Genomic DNA, 16,809 nt, shown 5'->3' with positions numbered 1-16,809 from the left:
TTATCAACACCAAGTCAAGCCCAAAACGTCTCTCCAGCGTTTTGGGCTTTTTGTGTTATAATTTTTAAAAGTCGTATTAAGTACTGCCTAAGATTTTTGTATCTTCGCCATCCAATTAAACACAGATTACCATGAGTTTGCAAACGGATATTATGGGTGCCATGAAGACTGCAATGAAGAGCAAGGACCAAGTGGCTTTAGAGGCGCTAAGGGCGGTTAAATCAGCCATTTTGTTGGCACAAACAGCATCTGGCGGTAAGGCGGAATTATCAGAAGAGGAGGAGCTTAAAATCCTTCAGAAATTGGTAAAACAGCGCAAGGATAGTGCTGCTATTTACTTAGAGCAAGACCGCAAGGATTTAGCTGAGCCTGAGTTGGCGCAAGCTGAAGTGATCAGTCAATTTTTGCCAGAGGCGTTAACGGAAGAGGAAATTGAGAAGGTAGTCGTTATGACCATAGATGATATAGGTGCAGAAGGCATGAAGGATATGGGCAAGGTTATGGGCATTGTGAATAAGGAATTGGCGGGTCGTGCAGATGGTAAGACCATCTCTACGATTGTAAAGCAACAATTAAGTCAATAAATAAAATAATATATCCATATGCTGGGTATTATGGCTGCGTAGTTCAACTGGATAGAATATCAGATTTCGGCTCTGAGGGTTGGGGGTTCGAATCCCTCCGCGGTCACGAATAAATAGTCAAAAAGAAAAAACGCCAAGCTCGCTTGAGCGTTTTTTCTTTTTGACTATTTTCAAAGCGGAACGCTTTGGGATATCTAATCCCTTTAATATGTAAACGCTTAATTCTGCAATAGTTTTGGCTTGAGCGTTTTTTTGTTTGGGCTATTTTCAAAGCGGAACGCTTTGGGATATGCAATCCCTTCTGCATTTAAACGCTTAATTCTGCAATAGTTTTGGCTTGAGCGTTTTTTTGTTTGGGCTATTTTCAAAGCGGAACGCTTTGGGATATGTAATCCCTTTAATATGTAAATGCTTAATTGTGCAATAGTTTTGTTTAAAGTATTTTTAAGCGCTGTTTTCAGGGTATCAAGTTAAGAAACAACTACGGATTTGTGTGTTGAATCGGTTTCAATTATAGAAAGTCTATTCACTCCAAAATCTAGTATATTGATTTTTGTTGATTACTAAAGATTTTATGCTGAAAATTATAAGATGTAAAAAAGATTATCCATTAATTGAATGGCCGAATCATTATAATCTTGATGTAACTAAAAATAAACACCAGAGTAAATAATAAGATGGCTCATAAACCAGGATGGTATAACAAACATCTCTTAAATTCTCTTTGTCTGACGAATTATAGCTTTTTTAATTTCTAAAAGGGAATGAGATTCTTTTATGTTATTTAGAGAATCTGATAATGAATTGTAAACTGTATTGAAAGTGATTATTTGCATAATCACTACCACTATTACTGTGGTTTAAAGCAAATTTACCTACGCCTTGTGCTTTTAATCCATAAGATTTACTTCTTCCAAACCAGAACACTACCCCACCACCTGCATTAAGGGAAATATTTGTGTTATCCAGAATAAAGAGCCCTGGTCCAGCGGCTGCATAGAAATCAATCCACTCAGCTTTAGGAAGAATATATTCCCCAAAGTAGTATTTTAATGCCACGTCCACAGCAAAATAGGTAAGATCTCTTTCTGGTGGCCCACTAGTATCCAATCGCTGACCTTCATTAAATCCATTTAAACTAAGGCCTACATCAATAGCCAAAAGATTAGTCCATCTAGATTCTATATTTAAGGCTAGAGGGTATTTGTAGCCCCAATCTCCTAGTCCTTCAAAAGGATTTTTAGTTCCCAAGGAATTAATACTATTAACGCCAAGAGAGAACAACCATTCATTTCTATCGACTGACCTATCTAGTGTTGAAAACTGAGCAAAACAGCCAGTTGATATTACGACTGCAAGTATGACTAAAAATAATCTTTTCATATGTTAGAAGTATATGTTTGATCTTTACAATAATAAATCAAAAATACATTTTTCTTCATAAAATCACCTATTTATCAAATATAAATATCTTGTTTATGATATATTTTCGATATGACATGTTGGTTAATAACAGCTCTAGACGCGAAAATATGTAAAACGATAGGTATTTTAGCCCACGGATAAGAGATCGTAGAATTGGGAATTTATTTTCAAGTTTGTATAGAAATAGCTTCCTTGTTCCAGTTTTTATTAATTCTTTAGATCTGAAGTCTTTAAAATGGAACTGTAGGATACTCAGAAAGGCCATGCCATACTTGGTCTGCACTAAATCTTGATTCAACTCCTCTTGTTGATTCATTGTTGAGAGCACAAGAGTGTCATAGGCTATCTTAAAATTGAAGCTATTATAGAAGTAGCTGTAGTCATTAACCTGTGACGCTAGGATGATGTGCTCGTAAAGCTGTTTTGGCTTAGGCATACTGAGACTATTGATGGTCATTTTTGAATTTAACATCTCACTTCCACGCATTAAATAGGTATACCTTTGATTAAATAGTTCTTCGTGTAGTTCAACCGCAGCAAGGGCATTTGGATTTATTAAGCTATCAAGATGTCTAAAACCATTAGTTTGGTAATTAAAACTTCTCGTTTGGCTATAACCGTTTTGACGCAATACATGAAAGGCTTTCTGAATTTGTTGCTTTTCTATCAAAATATCAATATCGCCCACCATACGTTCAGCAAGATCCTCATATACATTAAGTGCTAAAAGGGCTGAACCTTTTAAAAATACATGAGGGATATGATGTTTCTGAAGTAGGTCAGAAATGGAATTGACTTGTTTTAGTATAGCCGTATTTCGGTTTCGGTTTATAGCAGTCAGTTCTTCGAGGTAGGACTTAAGGTCCACAGGCAAACAATGCAAAAGGTTTTTGGCCTTCAGTCGGCAGTAAATAGCCGGAAGTACCAAATGCTTACTACCTTCAACCACAATGGCATCCCAATCAAAATTATCTTGATTTAGAGTGCCTTCCAATGTGTCAGTGGGTACCTCAAAACTGAGAATATCGGCGATACGCTGGTATGTAGTGCTTAAATGTCCCAAAGGGATTAATTTTCGGGATAAATATACATAGACTTAGTGTCTTTCCGCGCTTTCGAATACATTTGATAGGGTCTTTATAGCAGACGTGGTGTCACTATAAGTCAATTGATAGAACTGTTGCTGGCTTAACCACTCCAAAAACTGCTTAGCATGCTTAGGATCTGGGGATAGCCAGGAATCGGGTATAAAGGTTTCTAAAATGGTCTTAACTGAGATTTCTTCCAAGAGGGTGCTTGACTTGCTTTGGTAATTGACTTTTACAATGGCCCTACAGGGGTAATGGGATTTATGTGGTGCTTTGCCTGGTAAATACTTCAGGCGACCTTTCTGCCTGTTGAAAAGAATCTCAGGTAAATCCTTAAAATCGTCAAATTCAGCTTCGAGAAGCCCAAAGGCGCCTTCTTTTAGGGAAACCGCTAGTGGATTGCGGTACAACTCGTTATCAGCAGCTAACAATGGTGTTACATCATCGGCTAAGAGTTCATAGCCATAGGCCATAAGCAAGGTACATAAAGTACTTTTCCCACTACCTGAGTTACCCACAAATAGAATGGCCGATTTGCTATCGGAAATGGCAGAGCCATGAAAGGTGCCAATCCAATGGTCTTCGGTTTTGTCATGAAGCTGACATATCAGTTCCATAACAAACTTCCCTTGTATGAGATGATACTTTCGTTTCGCAACACGTTTTATTAGCCGTCTGTTTTTAAATAAATGAAGTTGGTCATTATGAAGGTAGAGGTCAAAAACCATTGCAAGGTCTAACTGGTCTTTGGTTTCTAGGTGTGCCATTGCTGGATGGATTGTCTTTAAAACCAATTCAGAGTCATAATAAATACGGAAGTGTTTATTGCCTAGGGCGTAGGTTTTAAGAATATGACGTTTAGATACATCTATAGCTACATCAGATGACACCCCGTGGGTCTCTTCAGGCGTATTACAGGTGGTGAGGTAAGCTTCAAGCTGTTGCTGTATGACCTCAGGGTCATCACTCAGCTTCTGAGTAAGGAGGCTAGACTTAAACTGTTCGGTTGAATAACTGCTTAGATAGGTGTCCAAAAGCGTCTTCAGGGAGGCTTCCACAACACTGTATCGATTGGAGCTCGAAAACCAAAATACCCAAAAATCACCAAACATATACTGATATGTCGGCGCGAGCTGCGTATTCAAACTAAAAAAAAGGGATTAATTAATCGAAAGGATTTCCTCCTGGATCTGGTGGTGACTGTGCTTGCGACTTCTGTGGATTCAAAATCACAAATGTACCAATAGCAGTTAGGGCTGCATATTTCCCCATTTTCTTAAGGGCGTCCTTACGTGTGATTTTATCAGTATTGTTCTTTTTGTTCATGGCTATTGCCCTAAATTTGGTTCAAAAATAATAAAATAATTTATTTAAAAAAGGAAAATATAAAAAGGTTTACATTAAAACAAATTAAAGAACTTGAAATAAATTTGGATATCGCAAGTAATAGGGTCGTAATATGAGCTTGGGTAAAGGCCTATCTTCCAAATCAGGCCTTAAATAAACGGTCAAGACAAAATCTTATTTTAAATTGATCTTTTGTGTTCTACTACCATTTTGGCTTTGCAATTCCACAACATAAACCCCAGTACTCAAATGACCTACGGCAATGCTGTGGGTTGTGTCGTTAGTATTTAAGGGATTTTGGAGCGTTAGACGGCCTTGTAGGTCGTAAAGTGAGATAGTAGTTATAGTCTCCAATTGGCCTGTAATCACTAAGGTTCTGGTATTATCATCCGTAAAGATATTAATGACGTCCAACGGATTATTTGCGGTACCTAGTGCACTGTCTGTAAAGCGCAAGAAGAACCGTCCGGTTCCGGACAGGTTATTGTTTGGCGTGAATACGTAATCACTAGTATTTAACAAGGTCGCTGTATTGGCAATTTGATCCTCCAAATAGACTTGAATGGCACTTGGCAAGGTGGTTTCGCCAATACTAAACCGCAGTTGGGTGCCTTGATTGACATTAACGCCCAATGGAATAGAGATGTCATTAAAATCGGTTTCGCCCAAGGATTGCATGGCCATGGCTCGTCCTGTATTATCCTGCACCAAATGGGAATAAATGGGCGTCGCACCAGCATTTTCGCCAAAGGCTGCAGCATCATAACCCGGGTCTAGGCCACGGGTAGAATTTGCATTAAAGTAAAAACTAGTATTATAGGTCTGTTCTGCCGTTAATTCCAAGATGAACATATGATTTGGCGAAGCCGAACGGCCTTCAATAAAATCATCACCTCCTGTATTGCGACGCATGGCTGGTGTAAAACTCACACTATTAGTGCCTTCTGCTGCGATCATAAATCCTTGTCCAGGAGCTAAATTGTCAGTTGTATTCATGGTATTAAAATTAAGGATTGTCCAACCATTCTGGGCTGTTCCATCATAACCATAAATTCCGACGGCATCAGCATCCAATACCGATGCATTGGCTGATAAGAAATCGCCACTGTTGATGTAAGACGGATAAGGATTTCCAATTAAATTCCACTGACTTCCAGAACCTATACTAATAGGAATGGAAACAATATCATTGCGTATTTCACCAGTAAATGTTAAAGGCGACCCTCCGGAAACTGTCGAGGCTGTGCGATATCCTATACCTGCCAATAAAATATCATTATCATTACTGGCGTTGTAATTGATGTAAGTATTGGTATCTCTGTTAAATGGACCAAACAAAAATGACGGAACACCACCTATTGTTCCTGATGGAATCACGGAATTTCCGGGTAAGTTTCTAAAGGTATTAAATGTTAATGCTATATTGGTTAAAGGTGGGGCAACCAAATCATTACTTCCTGTAGTAGAACCTGGTGTAGTATTGAATTCATTGACATGCCGCTTGTAATTCAAAGACCCTAAAATGATGCCATCGCTTATAAGACTCGAGAAAGCATTAGATACAGACTCTAATGTCATTTGGTCAGAAATATCAATTACAACATTGGGGTCAACACGCATGGCACCGGTAGGATTAATAGTTATACTATTGGCCTTAGTATTATCAGTAAAGAGAGCCTCTCCATTAATAATAGAGATAGTATCCACAGATGTTGCTACACCGTTTGGATTTGCGGGTTGCCAGCCTAAGTCGTAGATGTAGGGAACACTACCCGTTAAATTTATACTATAATCTTCCACCTCACCATAAAAAAATGAGGTTTCACAAGGTGTTGATGGGGTATCAAACTTCATTGAAACACGCATTCGAGTTGTTCCTACAGAACTTGTTATTGGAACCGTAAATGTACCATTCACTTCTGTGGTGATTGCGGTTTGTTGAAAAACTAATTCCCCCGTGTCATTAAAATCCCCATTAGCGTTGTAGTCTATCCAAACGGAGAATACTAAAGGATCATTAATAAGTGACTTAAAAGCAGTAATAGTTATGGTATAGTCATTTCCTTTCGTTAAATCTGTTGATAATGTTGTAAAATCGCTGTAAAAGGTCGCTCCATTGTCTCCTGGGTCATTATCAATTGTATTAAGACGCACACGGGTGATATGCTCAAACTCTACACTTGAGCTGTTGGAATCACAATACGTAATTTCAGGAACCACACTAACCGTTACTCCTGAACTCCAATCTAAACCTAAGCGTGTATAAACAGTAAAAAAATAGGTATTCCCGTTTGTGAGATTGGTAACTATCGTTGTATCCCCTGTATCGTTATAAACAACAAATTCATCGTTAGCTATTTCTAATCCAGCTCCAAAGTAACTATTGGATAAATAATTAGAGCCATCCCCATTAGGTTGAGCAATAGGGGAACTTCCATTCTTTCCAATAATGAGCACCTCATCAAAACAAGCACTATTTGTCCAAGCCAGAATTGCAGAGGTATTAGCCCCAGTGCCTGTAAGGTTGCTAATGTCCTCGGCTTCTGAACAGGGTGCTGTACCTGTGACCAAGATATTATCAATTCTATGACGTTCATTATTGGCATTGTTTACCATTCTGACCCGTATTTCTAGCGTAGATCCGCTAAGTCCAGTTTGACTTATGATTACCGAACCATAATCGTTTTGTAAGAATCCATTGGTGTCGGCCGTAAGCCAATTTCCGCCATCTAAGCGGTATTGCGTGGTCATACTATCGGAATTGTCGAGAGTATTATTTCCTTGAGAGGCGTCAATGCTAAAAGATATATTTGAAAAGTTACTGATAGGAATAGCTGGTGATAACCAAGTTGAATTGCCCACGTTACGCCCTTCAAATAAGGGGTTGCCCCCTATATCACGTACTCTAAACCTATAGGCGTTGCTTAAATCAGCATCGCTAAAGTCAATCGTCCATGTTACATCAGATAAGTCCACAGTTGGGGTAGCTCCCGTGGCGCCTTTACCAGTTTGATTAGTAAATGATTCGTTATAGAGAATATCTTGGCTGTTTGCTATAAAGCTATAACAAAACAAGCCAATAAACAGACATACGTGTCTATAAACTATTTTCATTAGTCTTAGGGGGTTATTTGGTTGAAAATAATTTTTTAAAAGCCTCAAAAGGAGTGCATGATTTCTAGATATACGATAGACTTATTTTTAGTCATACAAAAATACTTAAATTAATAATATAGAAATGAGTTGTTTATAAATTTCGGTTTGCATTAGAATATATCCTTATTGAATCTGGAATTTTTTAAGTAAGGTATCTCGATTTTATTGTTTTGTGGTCCCTGAATAAAAACGTTTTATATAGCTTAAAAAAGGTCATTAGCCGTAGACAAATGACAAGAGAGTAAGGTGTAAAGAGTAAGGGAATTACGAATAAAAAATTTAGATAGTGTACCAATCTTAAGTTAGTAACAAACCCTTGGTCTGATTCCAAGGTCCTTTTCAGTAAGGGCCTATGAGTTCTTATTACGTCAAAAAAAAGGCACCTCCATGGAGGTGCCTTTTTTTAAACTATAATATGATAGTTTATCTAATAATCACTTTTTGTGAATGCTCTGCACCTTCACTCTGAAGATTTACAATATAGATACCACCAGTTAAGTTGGACGCATCTATGGTATGTAATGTCGTATCAGTGCTCAACTGCTGTTGTAGCATCAATCGTCCTTGGATGTCATAAACCTCAGCTTTAGTCTCCGTATTTAGGGTTCCGCTTATGGTAATGGTCTTTGGGTTGGATTGCGCAGTTACCCGAACATTGGATAAGCCTGTTTCACCTACACCCAGTTGATTACTAGAAAAAGTCAAGTAATAACGCCCTGTGCCACTTAATGCTGCATTTGGCGTTAGACTAAAAATAGCGCCATCACTGAGCAAGGTAAAGGTATTATTCAAACGATCTTCTAAATAGACCTCCGTATCCGCAGATAAGGTACTTTCATTAATACTTATACTAAGTTCTTGACCAGGTTCAGCATGCAATCCTAAAGGAATGCTCACATTCGTTGTGGCATTAAAATCAACGGATTGTACTCCTAAACGCTCCCCACTATGACCTTCCACTAAACTAGAATACAGAGCCACTTGTGGTAGCTCCCCAAATAAAGCAGAGTCATAACCGCTATCCATGCCTAATGAGGCATTGTCCGTAAAATACACATCAGTGAAATAAATATTTTCATCCTGCTCTAACTTTAACTTAAGGTGCTTTATATATGTCTCAGGGTCTGCCATTCGCCCAGGTATAAAGTCATCTGCTGTACCTGAAGTCCTAATTGATGCCGGGAAACTAATAGTGCCACCCCCAACTTTAGAGGACACGAAAAACCCTTGACCAGGAGCGATTTTCGCGTTTGGATTGGCATCTGAGTGTGCCTGATTCCATATCACAAATCCATCTGTAGCATCGCCATCGTAGCCGTATACTCCAGATGTTAAGGGGTCGAATTCGCTGTTATTGGCTGCTAAAAAGCCTGATAAGCTGATATAAGACGGGTATGGGTTACCAATAAGATTGAATGCAGTGCTGGTGCCACGAGTTATGGTCACCGGACTCGCATTAGTCTCCACATCTCCTGTAAAGGTAAAGGTCGACCCACCGATTTGTGTTGATGCAGTGCGGTAACCAATACCGGCTTCAAGAGGGTCTAAATCATTACTAGCCGTATAATTGACATAAGTATTACTCGTATTATCGAATGGACCGAATAAAAAGGATGGCACCCCGCCTATGGTTCCTGATGGCAAGTCAGGATTAGCATTTCTAAAGGCTAAGAAATCTTGACTTACGCTGGTTACAGGTGGCGCAATAAGATCGTTTTGCCCCGTTACCGCTCCAGTATCCGCAATTTGATTTACATGCCTAAAGTAAGTAACCTCACCCGTAGAGGTACCGTTTACTATTAAACTGGAATAGGTGTCAGAAACTGAATTGAGTTCTAAGACCCCTAGTGTTGTAAGATTGCCATTAACGGTTAAAGATGTGGCTACCGGAATTGAGGTTGCAGCATCCGCTAATATGGTAAAGTCATTAATCTGCACATTACCGGATACGTTATATGTACCATCTATCACCAAGGCATCTAAGGCTCCTGTCGTAGCGTCAGGGGAAATATTGTTTCTCCAACCGCCGGCATCGGTGTAAATAAGACCATTAAAGGCACTGGCAAGTCTAAAATTATCAAGACCAGCATAGCCCATAGTAAGATTGTTACGCAGGCGCACCAATAAGCCTACTGAAGTACTACCATCTGGAATATCAATCCGCACCCGCCCCTGACCGTCATTTGGATTATTAATATTTCCATCAAAAACAAATACCCACGGACCACTGACGGCTCCATCTATGACAAGTCTATACTGCAAATCATTAGAATTGATTTGATAACCACTAACCTGCCAATCAAAAAAGATAATAACGTCATTGGAATCACTAACATCTATATTACTAAATGTTAAGGTTCTAAATGAGTTTGGGGTATTATTCACATTGTTTTCCCCAAAAATTTCAGTGTCGAATAATTGAAAATCTAAGGGTGCTGAATCAGCAAGGGCAATTTCATTAAAATGTCCGGTATTGTTGGCCCACGATGTGGCATCACCAAATAAGGCAAGGCTAGAGGTGTAGGTCCATCCGGTTTCCGTATCAAAATTCTGCTGGGCAATATTGATTAATGGTCCCCCGATATTGAAAGGAGCGCTCACCCCAGATAAAACACCGGAATTGGCCGAAAGCGTCACTCCCGTCTCACTACTAGTAAATACCACATTATCTAATATAGCCAAGCCGTTAGTCATATCGTAAGTTTCCGGAACCACACTGCCACCTATAACTGTAATGCCTGTTAGGTTTTGGTCAAGGTCCTGGTTCCCATTGGCATCCACTGCCAATACCGTTGGGAACGGTGTAATCAGTTCCAATTCGTTGCCGTCTGTAGGCTGCTGTCCAAAATCAAAACGGTTGGCATTAACTTCAATACGATTATCATCTCCTGCAATTGAAGTTGCAGTACCACCAGCATCTGATGCTTCAAATAAGGAACTACCGGATGCAGGAGAAGTTACATTATTTACTGTTAGTTGAACTTGTTCATTGTCAGTAACAGTAGATTTGAAGGTAGCTGCAACAAAAAAGATTTTAGAGTTATCATCTGGAGCAGTTAGACTTAATCCATTAAAACTCGTTAATGGGGTAACGGTCGTCACTTCTGCAACGTTTGTAAACCCGTCAAAAATAGCTAGTGCAGCTATATTTTCACTATTTAACACCTCAAATTGTATGGAGGATAAGGTGGTGCCATCGGTATCACTGTCAGTTAAATCACTACCACCATCTCTAATGGTAAATTCTCCAATAACTGCTGCGTTCGCGGCAATTATGGAAAGTCCTGAGGTTGCTGAAAAGGCTGTATAAGGTATATTTTGTAAAGGTGCCAAAATAGTTGAGGACGAAATAATATCAGAATCAGCGCTATTGCTAGATGCTGTCGCAGTACTACCAATTAATCGAATCCCTGGTTCAGGAACGGCCGGTGAGATTGACCATGCATTTTGTTTTACTACATTTAGTCTGCCATTGTTAGCAATGGCACCCCAGGCATACAATCTAAAGGTTATAGTCCCCGACGCACCAGAGGTAATACCTAAGTTGCCGCCGTTAATGCTGGCTAGATTAAAAATAGTGGTATTCGCTCCTAAGGTTTGTGGTGCCGCAATAGGATTACCAGCCGTAGCAAAACCGTCCGTACTCCAAAAAATCTGCCAATTGTTTGGGCCATTTAAATTACGGTTTAGTTTAATGTCAATGTCGTCTACTGTAACTTCGAAAGCCGTATTTGCTGTTACGGACCACTCTAGGTAGTCATCATTAGCCTGAGCCGTAGCCAAATCTGCATTATTGGTGAAGTTATTTGATATAAAAGCTGGCGAGCCATCTAATCCAGATTGATTTAGACCAGCACCCCGCGTTAATCCAATAGAGGATACGGAAGCCACATTATCAGTGGCCGTTGGCCCGGGGCCATTTAAACGATCAATTGTAGTAATTGGTGCTTGTGCGAAACCAAATGTTATACTAATTAAGCAAACCAGAATAAAGTAAGTATGTTTCATAAATTATATGCTTTATATATAAAGTACTCAGGCTCTGTCAGTTTAACTCCTAAACCTTAAGATTTGAGTATAAGGCAAACATATAAAAAAATCTTTTAAATAACATGGTTTTCAGCTAAAAAGAGAGAACCAAAAAGACAGACCTTACAATTGAGAGGGTATTAGAATAATTTTTAAATAGCCCGCAATAATCTGCGAAATCTTTTAGTTTTGTATCCTAACCTTAATTATCCAACACAAAGGCAATTAATATGGCTAAAGTCGCATTTATAACAGGGGTCACAGGTCAGGATGGCGCTTATCTCAGTGAATTTTTATTGAAAAAAGGCTATCTAGTACACGGCCTCAAACGACGTTCGTCACTTTTTAATACGGACCGTATCGATCATTTGTATCAAGATCCCCACGTAGACCATCAAAATTTCTATCTGCATTATGGCGATATGACGGATAGTACCAATCTCATACGCTTGATTAAGGAAATCCAACCGGATGAGATCTATAATTTGGCGGCTATGAGCCATGTGCAGGTGTCTTTTGAAATACCCGAATATACGGGTAATGCCGATGGCCTGGGGACTTTACGTATTTTAGACGCCGTACGCTTGTTAGGTTTAGAGAAAAAGACCCGTATCTACCAAGCCTCAACCTCAGAACTTTATGGGAAGGTACAGGAGGTTCCGCAATCGGAAACCACACCCTTTTATCCGCGTTCACCCTATGCGGTGGCTAAAATGTACGCCTATTGGATTACGGTTAACTATCGTGAAGCCTATGCTATGTATGCCTGCAACGGTATTTTGTTCAATCATGAATCCCCCATACGCGGGGAAACCTTTGTGACCCGAAAGATTACGAGAGCCGTATCGCGAATCGCCTTAGGATTACAAGACAAGTTCTATTTAGGAAATCTTGACGCCCAGCGCGATTGGGGCCATGCCAAGGACTATGTCCGTATGATGTGGATGATTCTTCAAGCCGAGGAAGCAGAGGATTGGGTTATCGCTACAGGTAAGACCACACCCGTGCGCGACTTCGTAAAGATGGCTTTTGCCGAAGTGGGTATAGAACTAGAGTTTAAGGGTACAGGCGAAGATGAAAAAGGGTATGTTGCCAAATGTAGCAACCCTGCCTACCAATTAGAGATTGGTAAAGAGATCCTCGCCGTCGATCCGAGGTATTTTAGACCTACCGAAGTGGACTTGTTAATCGGGGACGCGACCAAAGCCAAGGAAAAATTGGGCTGGGAATGCCAGTACGACCTTCAGGATTTAGTAAAGGACATGATGAAAGGGGATTTGAAGCTCATGCAAGAACAGCAGTACCTTAAGGATGGAGGTTATACCACGATGAATTATTATGAATAATGGTGATGCGGTAATGCGGTGATGCGGTGATGCGGTGATGCGGTGATGTGGTGATTCGGTGATGCGGTGATATGCGGAGGAAATAGGGATTTGAAAAATGACACACAAGGATTTAGAAGTATATACACGAAGTTTAGATTTGGTCGAAGATCTGTACAAGCTAACTGAGCGATTTCCTTCTTCGGAAGATTTTGGATTGACATCTCAATTAAGACGAGCGGCAATTTCAATACCATCAAATATTGCTGAAGGGGCAAGTAGAGGGTCAACAAAAGATTTTATTCGATTTTTGAATATAGCTTCTGGGTCATTGTCGGAAATTGAAACACAATTGATTATTGCAGAACGAATAGGTTATTTGGTTGTGTCTGACGCCTTGCAAGGTAAAATTCAGACAATCAGAAAAATGCTATACCGTTTAAAGCAATCGTTAAATAAAAACTTAAACTAATACCATGAGTCAAAGTATGACCGTCTCACTATCTCACCATCTCACCGATAAAATCTACATCGCCGGCCACCGTGGCATGGTAGGCTCTGCCGTTTGGCGAGCCCTAGAAGGAAAAGGCTATACCAACCTAATAGGTAGAACGAGTAAGGAGCTGGATTTGCGCAATCAACAGGCCGTTACCGATTTTATCAACACTGAAAAACCTGATATTGTCATTGATGCCGCAGCTCGCGTAGGAGGTATTTTAGCCAATAATGAGCATCCGTATCCCTTTTTAATGGAGAATTTGCAGATTCAAAATAATTTGATCGATGCGTCGCACAAAGCCGAGGTACAGAAATTTATCTTTTTAGGAAGTTCCTGTATCTATCCCAAGTTTGCACCACAGCCTTTAAAAGAAGACTATCTGCTCACAGATAGCTTAGAACCTACCAACCAATGGTATGCCATTGCAAAGATTGCTGGGGTTAAGGTTTGTGAGGCCATCCGGAAGCAATACGGCAAGGATTTTGTGAGCCTTATGCCGACGAATTTGTATGGCCCAAACGATAATTTCGATTTAAAAAGTTCCCATGTCTTACCGGCTATGATTCGCAAGTTTCATGAAGCCAAATTGGCAACAGACAACGGTCAACAGTCAACGGTCACCTTATGGGGTAGCGGTACACCGATGCGTGAGTTTTTACATGTGGATGATTTGGCCCAAGCGGTGATGTTTGCCGTAGAGCATGTCTTGCCCGAGTATTTGTATAATGTGGGCACTGGCACTGATGTGACCATCAAAACATTAGCGGAAACCATACAGAACATTGTTGGGCATAAAGGAGCTATAGCATGGGACAGCTCCAAACCCGATGGCACGCCACGAAAGTTGATGGACAGTTCTAAGCTCCGAAGTTTGGGCTGGGAACCGAACTTCGACTTGGAAATGGGGATAAAGGACACCTACAATTGGTTTTTAGCCCATCAAGACGATTATAAAACTGTAAAATTTTAATGAGTTACAGTTTAAAACAATGCTTAAGGGTTAAAGGATACGAATGAAACTAAGTAAACGTCATTTAGCTAAAACCGTCACTTGGCGTATAATAGGAACTCTAGATACAGTGCTATTGGCTTGGTTAATATCTAATGATGTCACTGTTGGTTTACAAATAGGCTTTTTTGAATTAGCAACCAAAATGCTTCTCTTTTATGGTCACGAAAGGTTATGGTTTAGGTCCACAATACAATCTTCCAACAAACGCCATGTTTTAAAAACCTTCTCATGGCGAGCTGTTGGAACATTAGATACCATTGTGTTAAGTTGGATTATTACAGGTAACCCTTTGACCGGTCTTCAGATTGGGGGTGCTGAAGTCATTACCAAAATGGTATTATATTTCTTACACGAAAAAACATGGTACCACATTAACTATGGTTTGTACCAACGGATACGCAAAAAACGTTTAAAGGAATTAAAGCAACCCAGATAATGATAATTTGGACTATGGTCTGGTGCTATTTCAAAAACGAGGGAAGCTATTGAAGTAATAAAAGTCATCATGCCCTATCGACCTATCGAAAACAGGCTTTTATCAATGCAGGATAAATTGTTTCAACGTTTTCTCCTCCCAGTTGCCAGACCGAGTCAAATGGTTTTGAGCCATTTTGTATCGACAACCAAAAAAAATAATAACGACCAAGAAGACAGTACTCACTAGTGCAAATTCTACATATCAACAAATCTTAATACACTTGCGCATTCCTCGCAAGCAATCGATGTGACAAATCTGAGTTTTGCTTTCAGTTAGAGTGAAATGGCTTTGAGCTATTTTGTATCGAGAACCCTCTATTACTCAAAACGTAAATCGCAGCTACCTAACTAAAAATTAGCTTCATCATCCTCTGATTGACTATTACCATTACAATCACCCAACACGCATTACTTATAACTTATCTCTATAGCTAAGCGCGAACTGTCAATGACTTACAAGAAACTTATATTTGACTATACCCTTATACTTCAAAACTTTTCGTGAGCTAATACGATAGTTTCAATCAAAAGGGTACCATAACTTATGGCCTTTTGTTTTGTGAATTAAAGATTTAAGTCGCATTTTTGTCCACTGAATCGCAGTATCATAATAAAAACGCTATTATTCTTTATGGGTCAAGCGGACTTGTCACGTTTTACTTTAGCTTTTGACTCCATATTGCTCTTGACAACAGCCAATGTTAAAAAGGGTTTGTCTTTAAAGCACAACATGGGACCGCTTTTCTCTAAATGTGTCTTAAGCTTCCTCAAAACGTTTAATTACAATAATATATAACATGAAAAAACTATTAGTAACGGGTTCATCCGGTTTGGTCGGCTCAGAAGTATGTAAACACTTTCACAATCTAGGCTGGGAAATTTACGGTGTAGATAATAACCAACGTGCTGTATTCTTTGGCGAGAAAGGTGATACACGTTGGAATCAAAAACGACTAGAAGAAGACCTAACCAATTATAATCACGTAGAACTCGATATCAGAGATCGTGAGGGCGTGCTTAAGATGGTAAAAGATATTGCGCCAGACGCCATTGTGCATACAGCTGCGCAGCCAAGTCACGATAGAGCAGCGGATATCCCTTTTGAGGATTTTGATACCAATGCGGTTGGGACCTTTAACTTGCTAGAAGCCACACGGCAATTCTCTACGGATGTCCCTTTTGTGCACATGTCGACCAACAAGGTTTATGGTGATGCGCCAAATCTAATTCCCATGGTAGAGCTCGAGACCCGTTGGGATTATGCCGATGAAACCTATCATACGGGTATTCCTGAAAATTTCACTATTGACCAGAGTAAGCATTCCTTATTTGGGGCCTCAAAAGTAGCGGCGGATGTGTGTGTGCAAGAATATGGTCGCTATTTTAATATGCCAACTTGTGTACTACGTGGTGGCTGTTTAACTGGACCGAACCACTCGGGTGTAGAATTGCATGGCTTTTTAAGTTATCTCGTAAAATGTAATTTAGATGGCACGCAGTACACCGTATTTGGTTACAAAGGAAAGCAAGTTCGAGATAATATCCACTCATATGACATCTCAAAATTCATAGAAGCGTTTATTGATAAACCTAGAATTGCAGAGGTGTATAATTTAGGTGGTGGTAAAGACAATACTTGTTCTATCCTTGAAGCTTTTAAAATTGCTGAGAAATATTCTGGAAAAGCCATGAATTACCAATACTCCGATAAAAACAGAGAGGGTGATCATATTTGTTATTACAGTGATCTACGTAAAATGAAATCGCATTACCCAGATTGGGATATCACCATTTCATTAGATGAAACTATTAGACAGATTGTGGAGTCTTGGAAAGAACGGTTGAGCTAATTTAGACCTTATAAAAA

12 protein-coding genes and 1 tRNA gene are annotated in these 16,809 nt (G+C 39.6%); 7 read left to right on the top strand and 6 right to left on the bottom strand.

Annotation, left to right across the window (positions count from 1 at the left end; translation table 11 throughout):
- Positions 1 to 131: 131 nt before the first annotated feature.
- Positions 132 to 584 (top strand): GatB/YqeY domain-containing protein, encoded by a 453-nt coding sequence (locus tag CA834_RS07310; RefSeq protein WP_094968030.1) that lies wholly within the window; start codon positions 132 to 134, stop codon positions 582 to 584.
- Positions 585 to 616: 32 nt separating this feature from the next.
- A tRNA-Arg gene (locus CA834_RS07305) sits at positions 617 to 690 on the top strand.
- A gap of 674 nt (positions 691 to 1,364) precedes the next feature.
- Here the strand turns inward: CA834_RS07305 and CA834_RS07295 are convergent.
- From CA834_RS07295 to CA834_RS07275, 6 genes are all read right to left on the bottom strand, one after another.
- Positions 1,365 to 1,967 carry a hypothetical protein gene (locus tag CA834_RS07295; RefSeq protein ID WP_094968028.1) on the bottom strand — a complete coding sequence of 201 codons (603 nt, stop codon included), beginning with the start codon at positions 1,965 to 1,967 and terminating at the stop codon, positions 1,365 to 1,367.
- Between the two features lie 67 nt (positions 1,968 to 2,034).
- Positions 2,035 to 3,072 carry a nucleotidyltransferase family protein gene (locus CA834_RS07290; RefSeq protein WP_165764769.1) on the bottom strand — a complete coding sequence of 346 codons (1,038 nt, stop codon included), beginning with the start codon at positions 3,070 to 3,072 and terminating at the stop codon, positions 2,035 to 2,037.
- Between the two features lie 33 nt (positions 3,073 to 3,105).
- Positions 3,106 to 4,242 carry a hypothetical protein gene (locus tag CA834_RS07285; protein WP_133085470.1) on the bottom strand — a complete coding sequence of 379 codons (1,137 nt, stop codon included), beginning with the start codon at positions 4,240 to 4,242 and terminating at the stop codon, positions 3,106 to 3,108.
- A gap of 19 nt (positions 4,243 to 4,261) precedes the next feature.
- Positions 4,262 to 4,423, bottom strand: coding sequence for a hypothetical protein (locus CA834_RS14645; protein WP_165764768.1), 162 nt, complete (start codon positions 4,421 to 4,423; stop codon positions 4,262 to 4,264).
- A 195-nt stretch (positions 4,424 to 4,618) separates the two neighbouring features.
- Positions 4,619 to 7,558, bottom strand: a complete 2,940-nt coding sequence (locus CA834_RS07280; protein WP_094968025.1) for a GEVED domain-containing protein — start codon at positions 7,556 to 7,558, stop codon at positions 4,619 to 4,621.
- Between the two features lie 465 nt (positions 7,559 to 8,023).
- Positions 8,024 to 11,608 (bottom strand): T9SS type A sorting domain-containing protein, encoded by a 3,585-nt coding sequence (locus CA834_RS07275; RefSeq protein WP_094968024.1) that lies wholly within the window; start codon positions 11,606 to 11,608, stop codon positions 8,024 to 8,026.
- Between the two features lie 251 nt (positions 11,609 to 11,859).
- On the opposite strand from CA834_RS07275, the gene gmd reads away from it, so the two are divergent.
- The 5 genes from gmd (at position 11,860) to CA834_RS07250 (ending at position 16,792) form a co-directional block, all read left to right on the top strand.
- A complete protein-coding gene (gene gmd, locus CA834_RS07270; protein WP_094968023.1) occupies positions 11,860 to 12,975 on the top strand; it encodes a GDP-mannose 4,6-dehydratase in 1,116 nt (371 codons plus the stop codon).
- Positions 12,976 to 13,072: 97 nt separating this feature from the next.
- Positions 13,073 to 13,426 carry a four helix bundle protein gene (locus CA834_RS07265; protein ID WP_094968022.1) on the top strand — a complete coding sequence of 118 codons (354 nt, stop codon included), beginning with the start codon at positions 13,073 to 13,075 and terminating at the stop codon, positions 13,424 to 13,426.
- 4 nt (positions 13,427 to 13,430) lie between these two features.
- Complete coding sequence (locus CA834_RS07260) at positions 13,431 to 14,423, top strand: GDP-L-fucose synthase family protein (RefSeq protein WP_240507503.1); 993 nt, start codon at positions 13,431 to 13,433, stop codon at positions 14,421 to 14,423.
- A gap of 43 nt (positions 14,424 to 14,466) precedes the next feature.
- Positions 14,467 to 14,901 (top strand): DUF2061 domain-containing protein, encoded by a 435-nt coding sequence (locus tag CA834_RS07255; protein ID WP_094968020.1) that lies wholly within the window; start codon positions 14,467 to 14,469, stop codon positions 14,899 to 14,901.
- An 838-nt stretch (positions 14,902 to 15,739) separates the two neighbouring features.
- Positions 15,740 to 16,792 (top strand): NAD-dependent epimerase/dehydratase family protein, encoded by a 1,053-nt coding sequence (locus tag CA834_RS07250; RefSeq protein WP_094968019.1) that lies wholly within the window; start codon positions 15,740 to 15,742, stop codon positions 16,790 to 16,792.
- The last annotated feature ends 17 nt before the right edge of the window (positions 16,793 to 16,809 follow it).

Source organism: Winogradskyella aurantia, assembly GCF_002266855.1.
Taxonomy (GTDB): Bacteria; Bacteroidota; Bacteroidia; order Flavobacteriales; family Flavobacteriaceae; genus Winogradskyella; species Winogradskyella aurantia.
The sequence above is the reverse complement of the archived record's forward strand: the minus strand, read 5'-3'. Positions and strand labels throughout refer to the sequence as shown.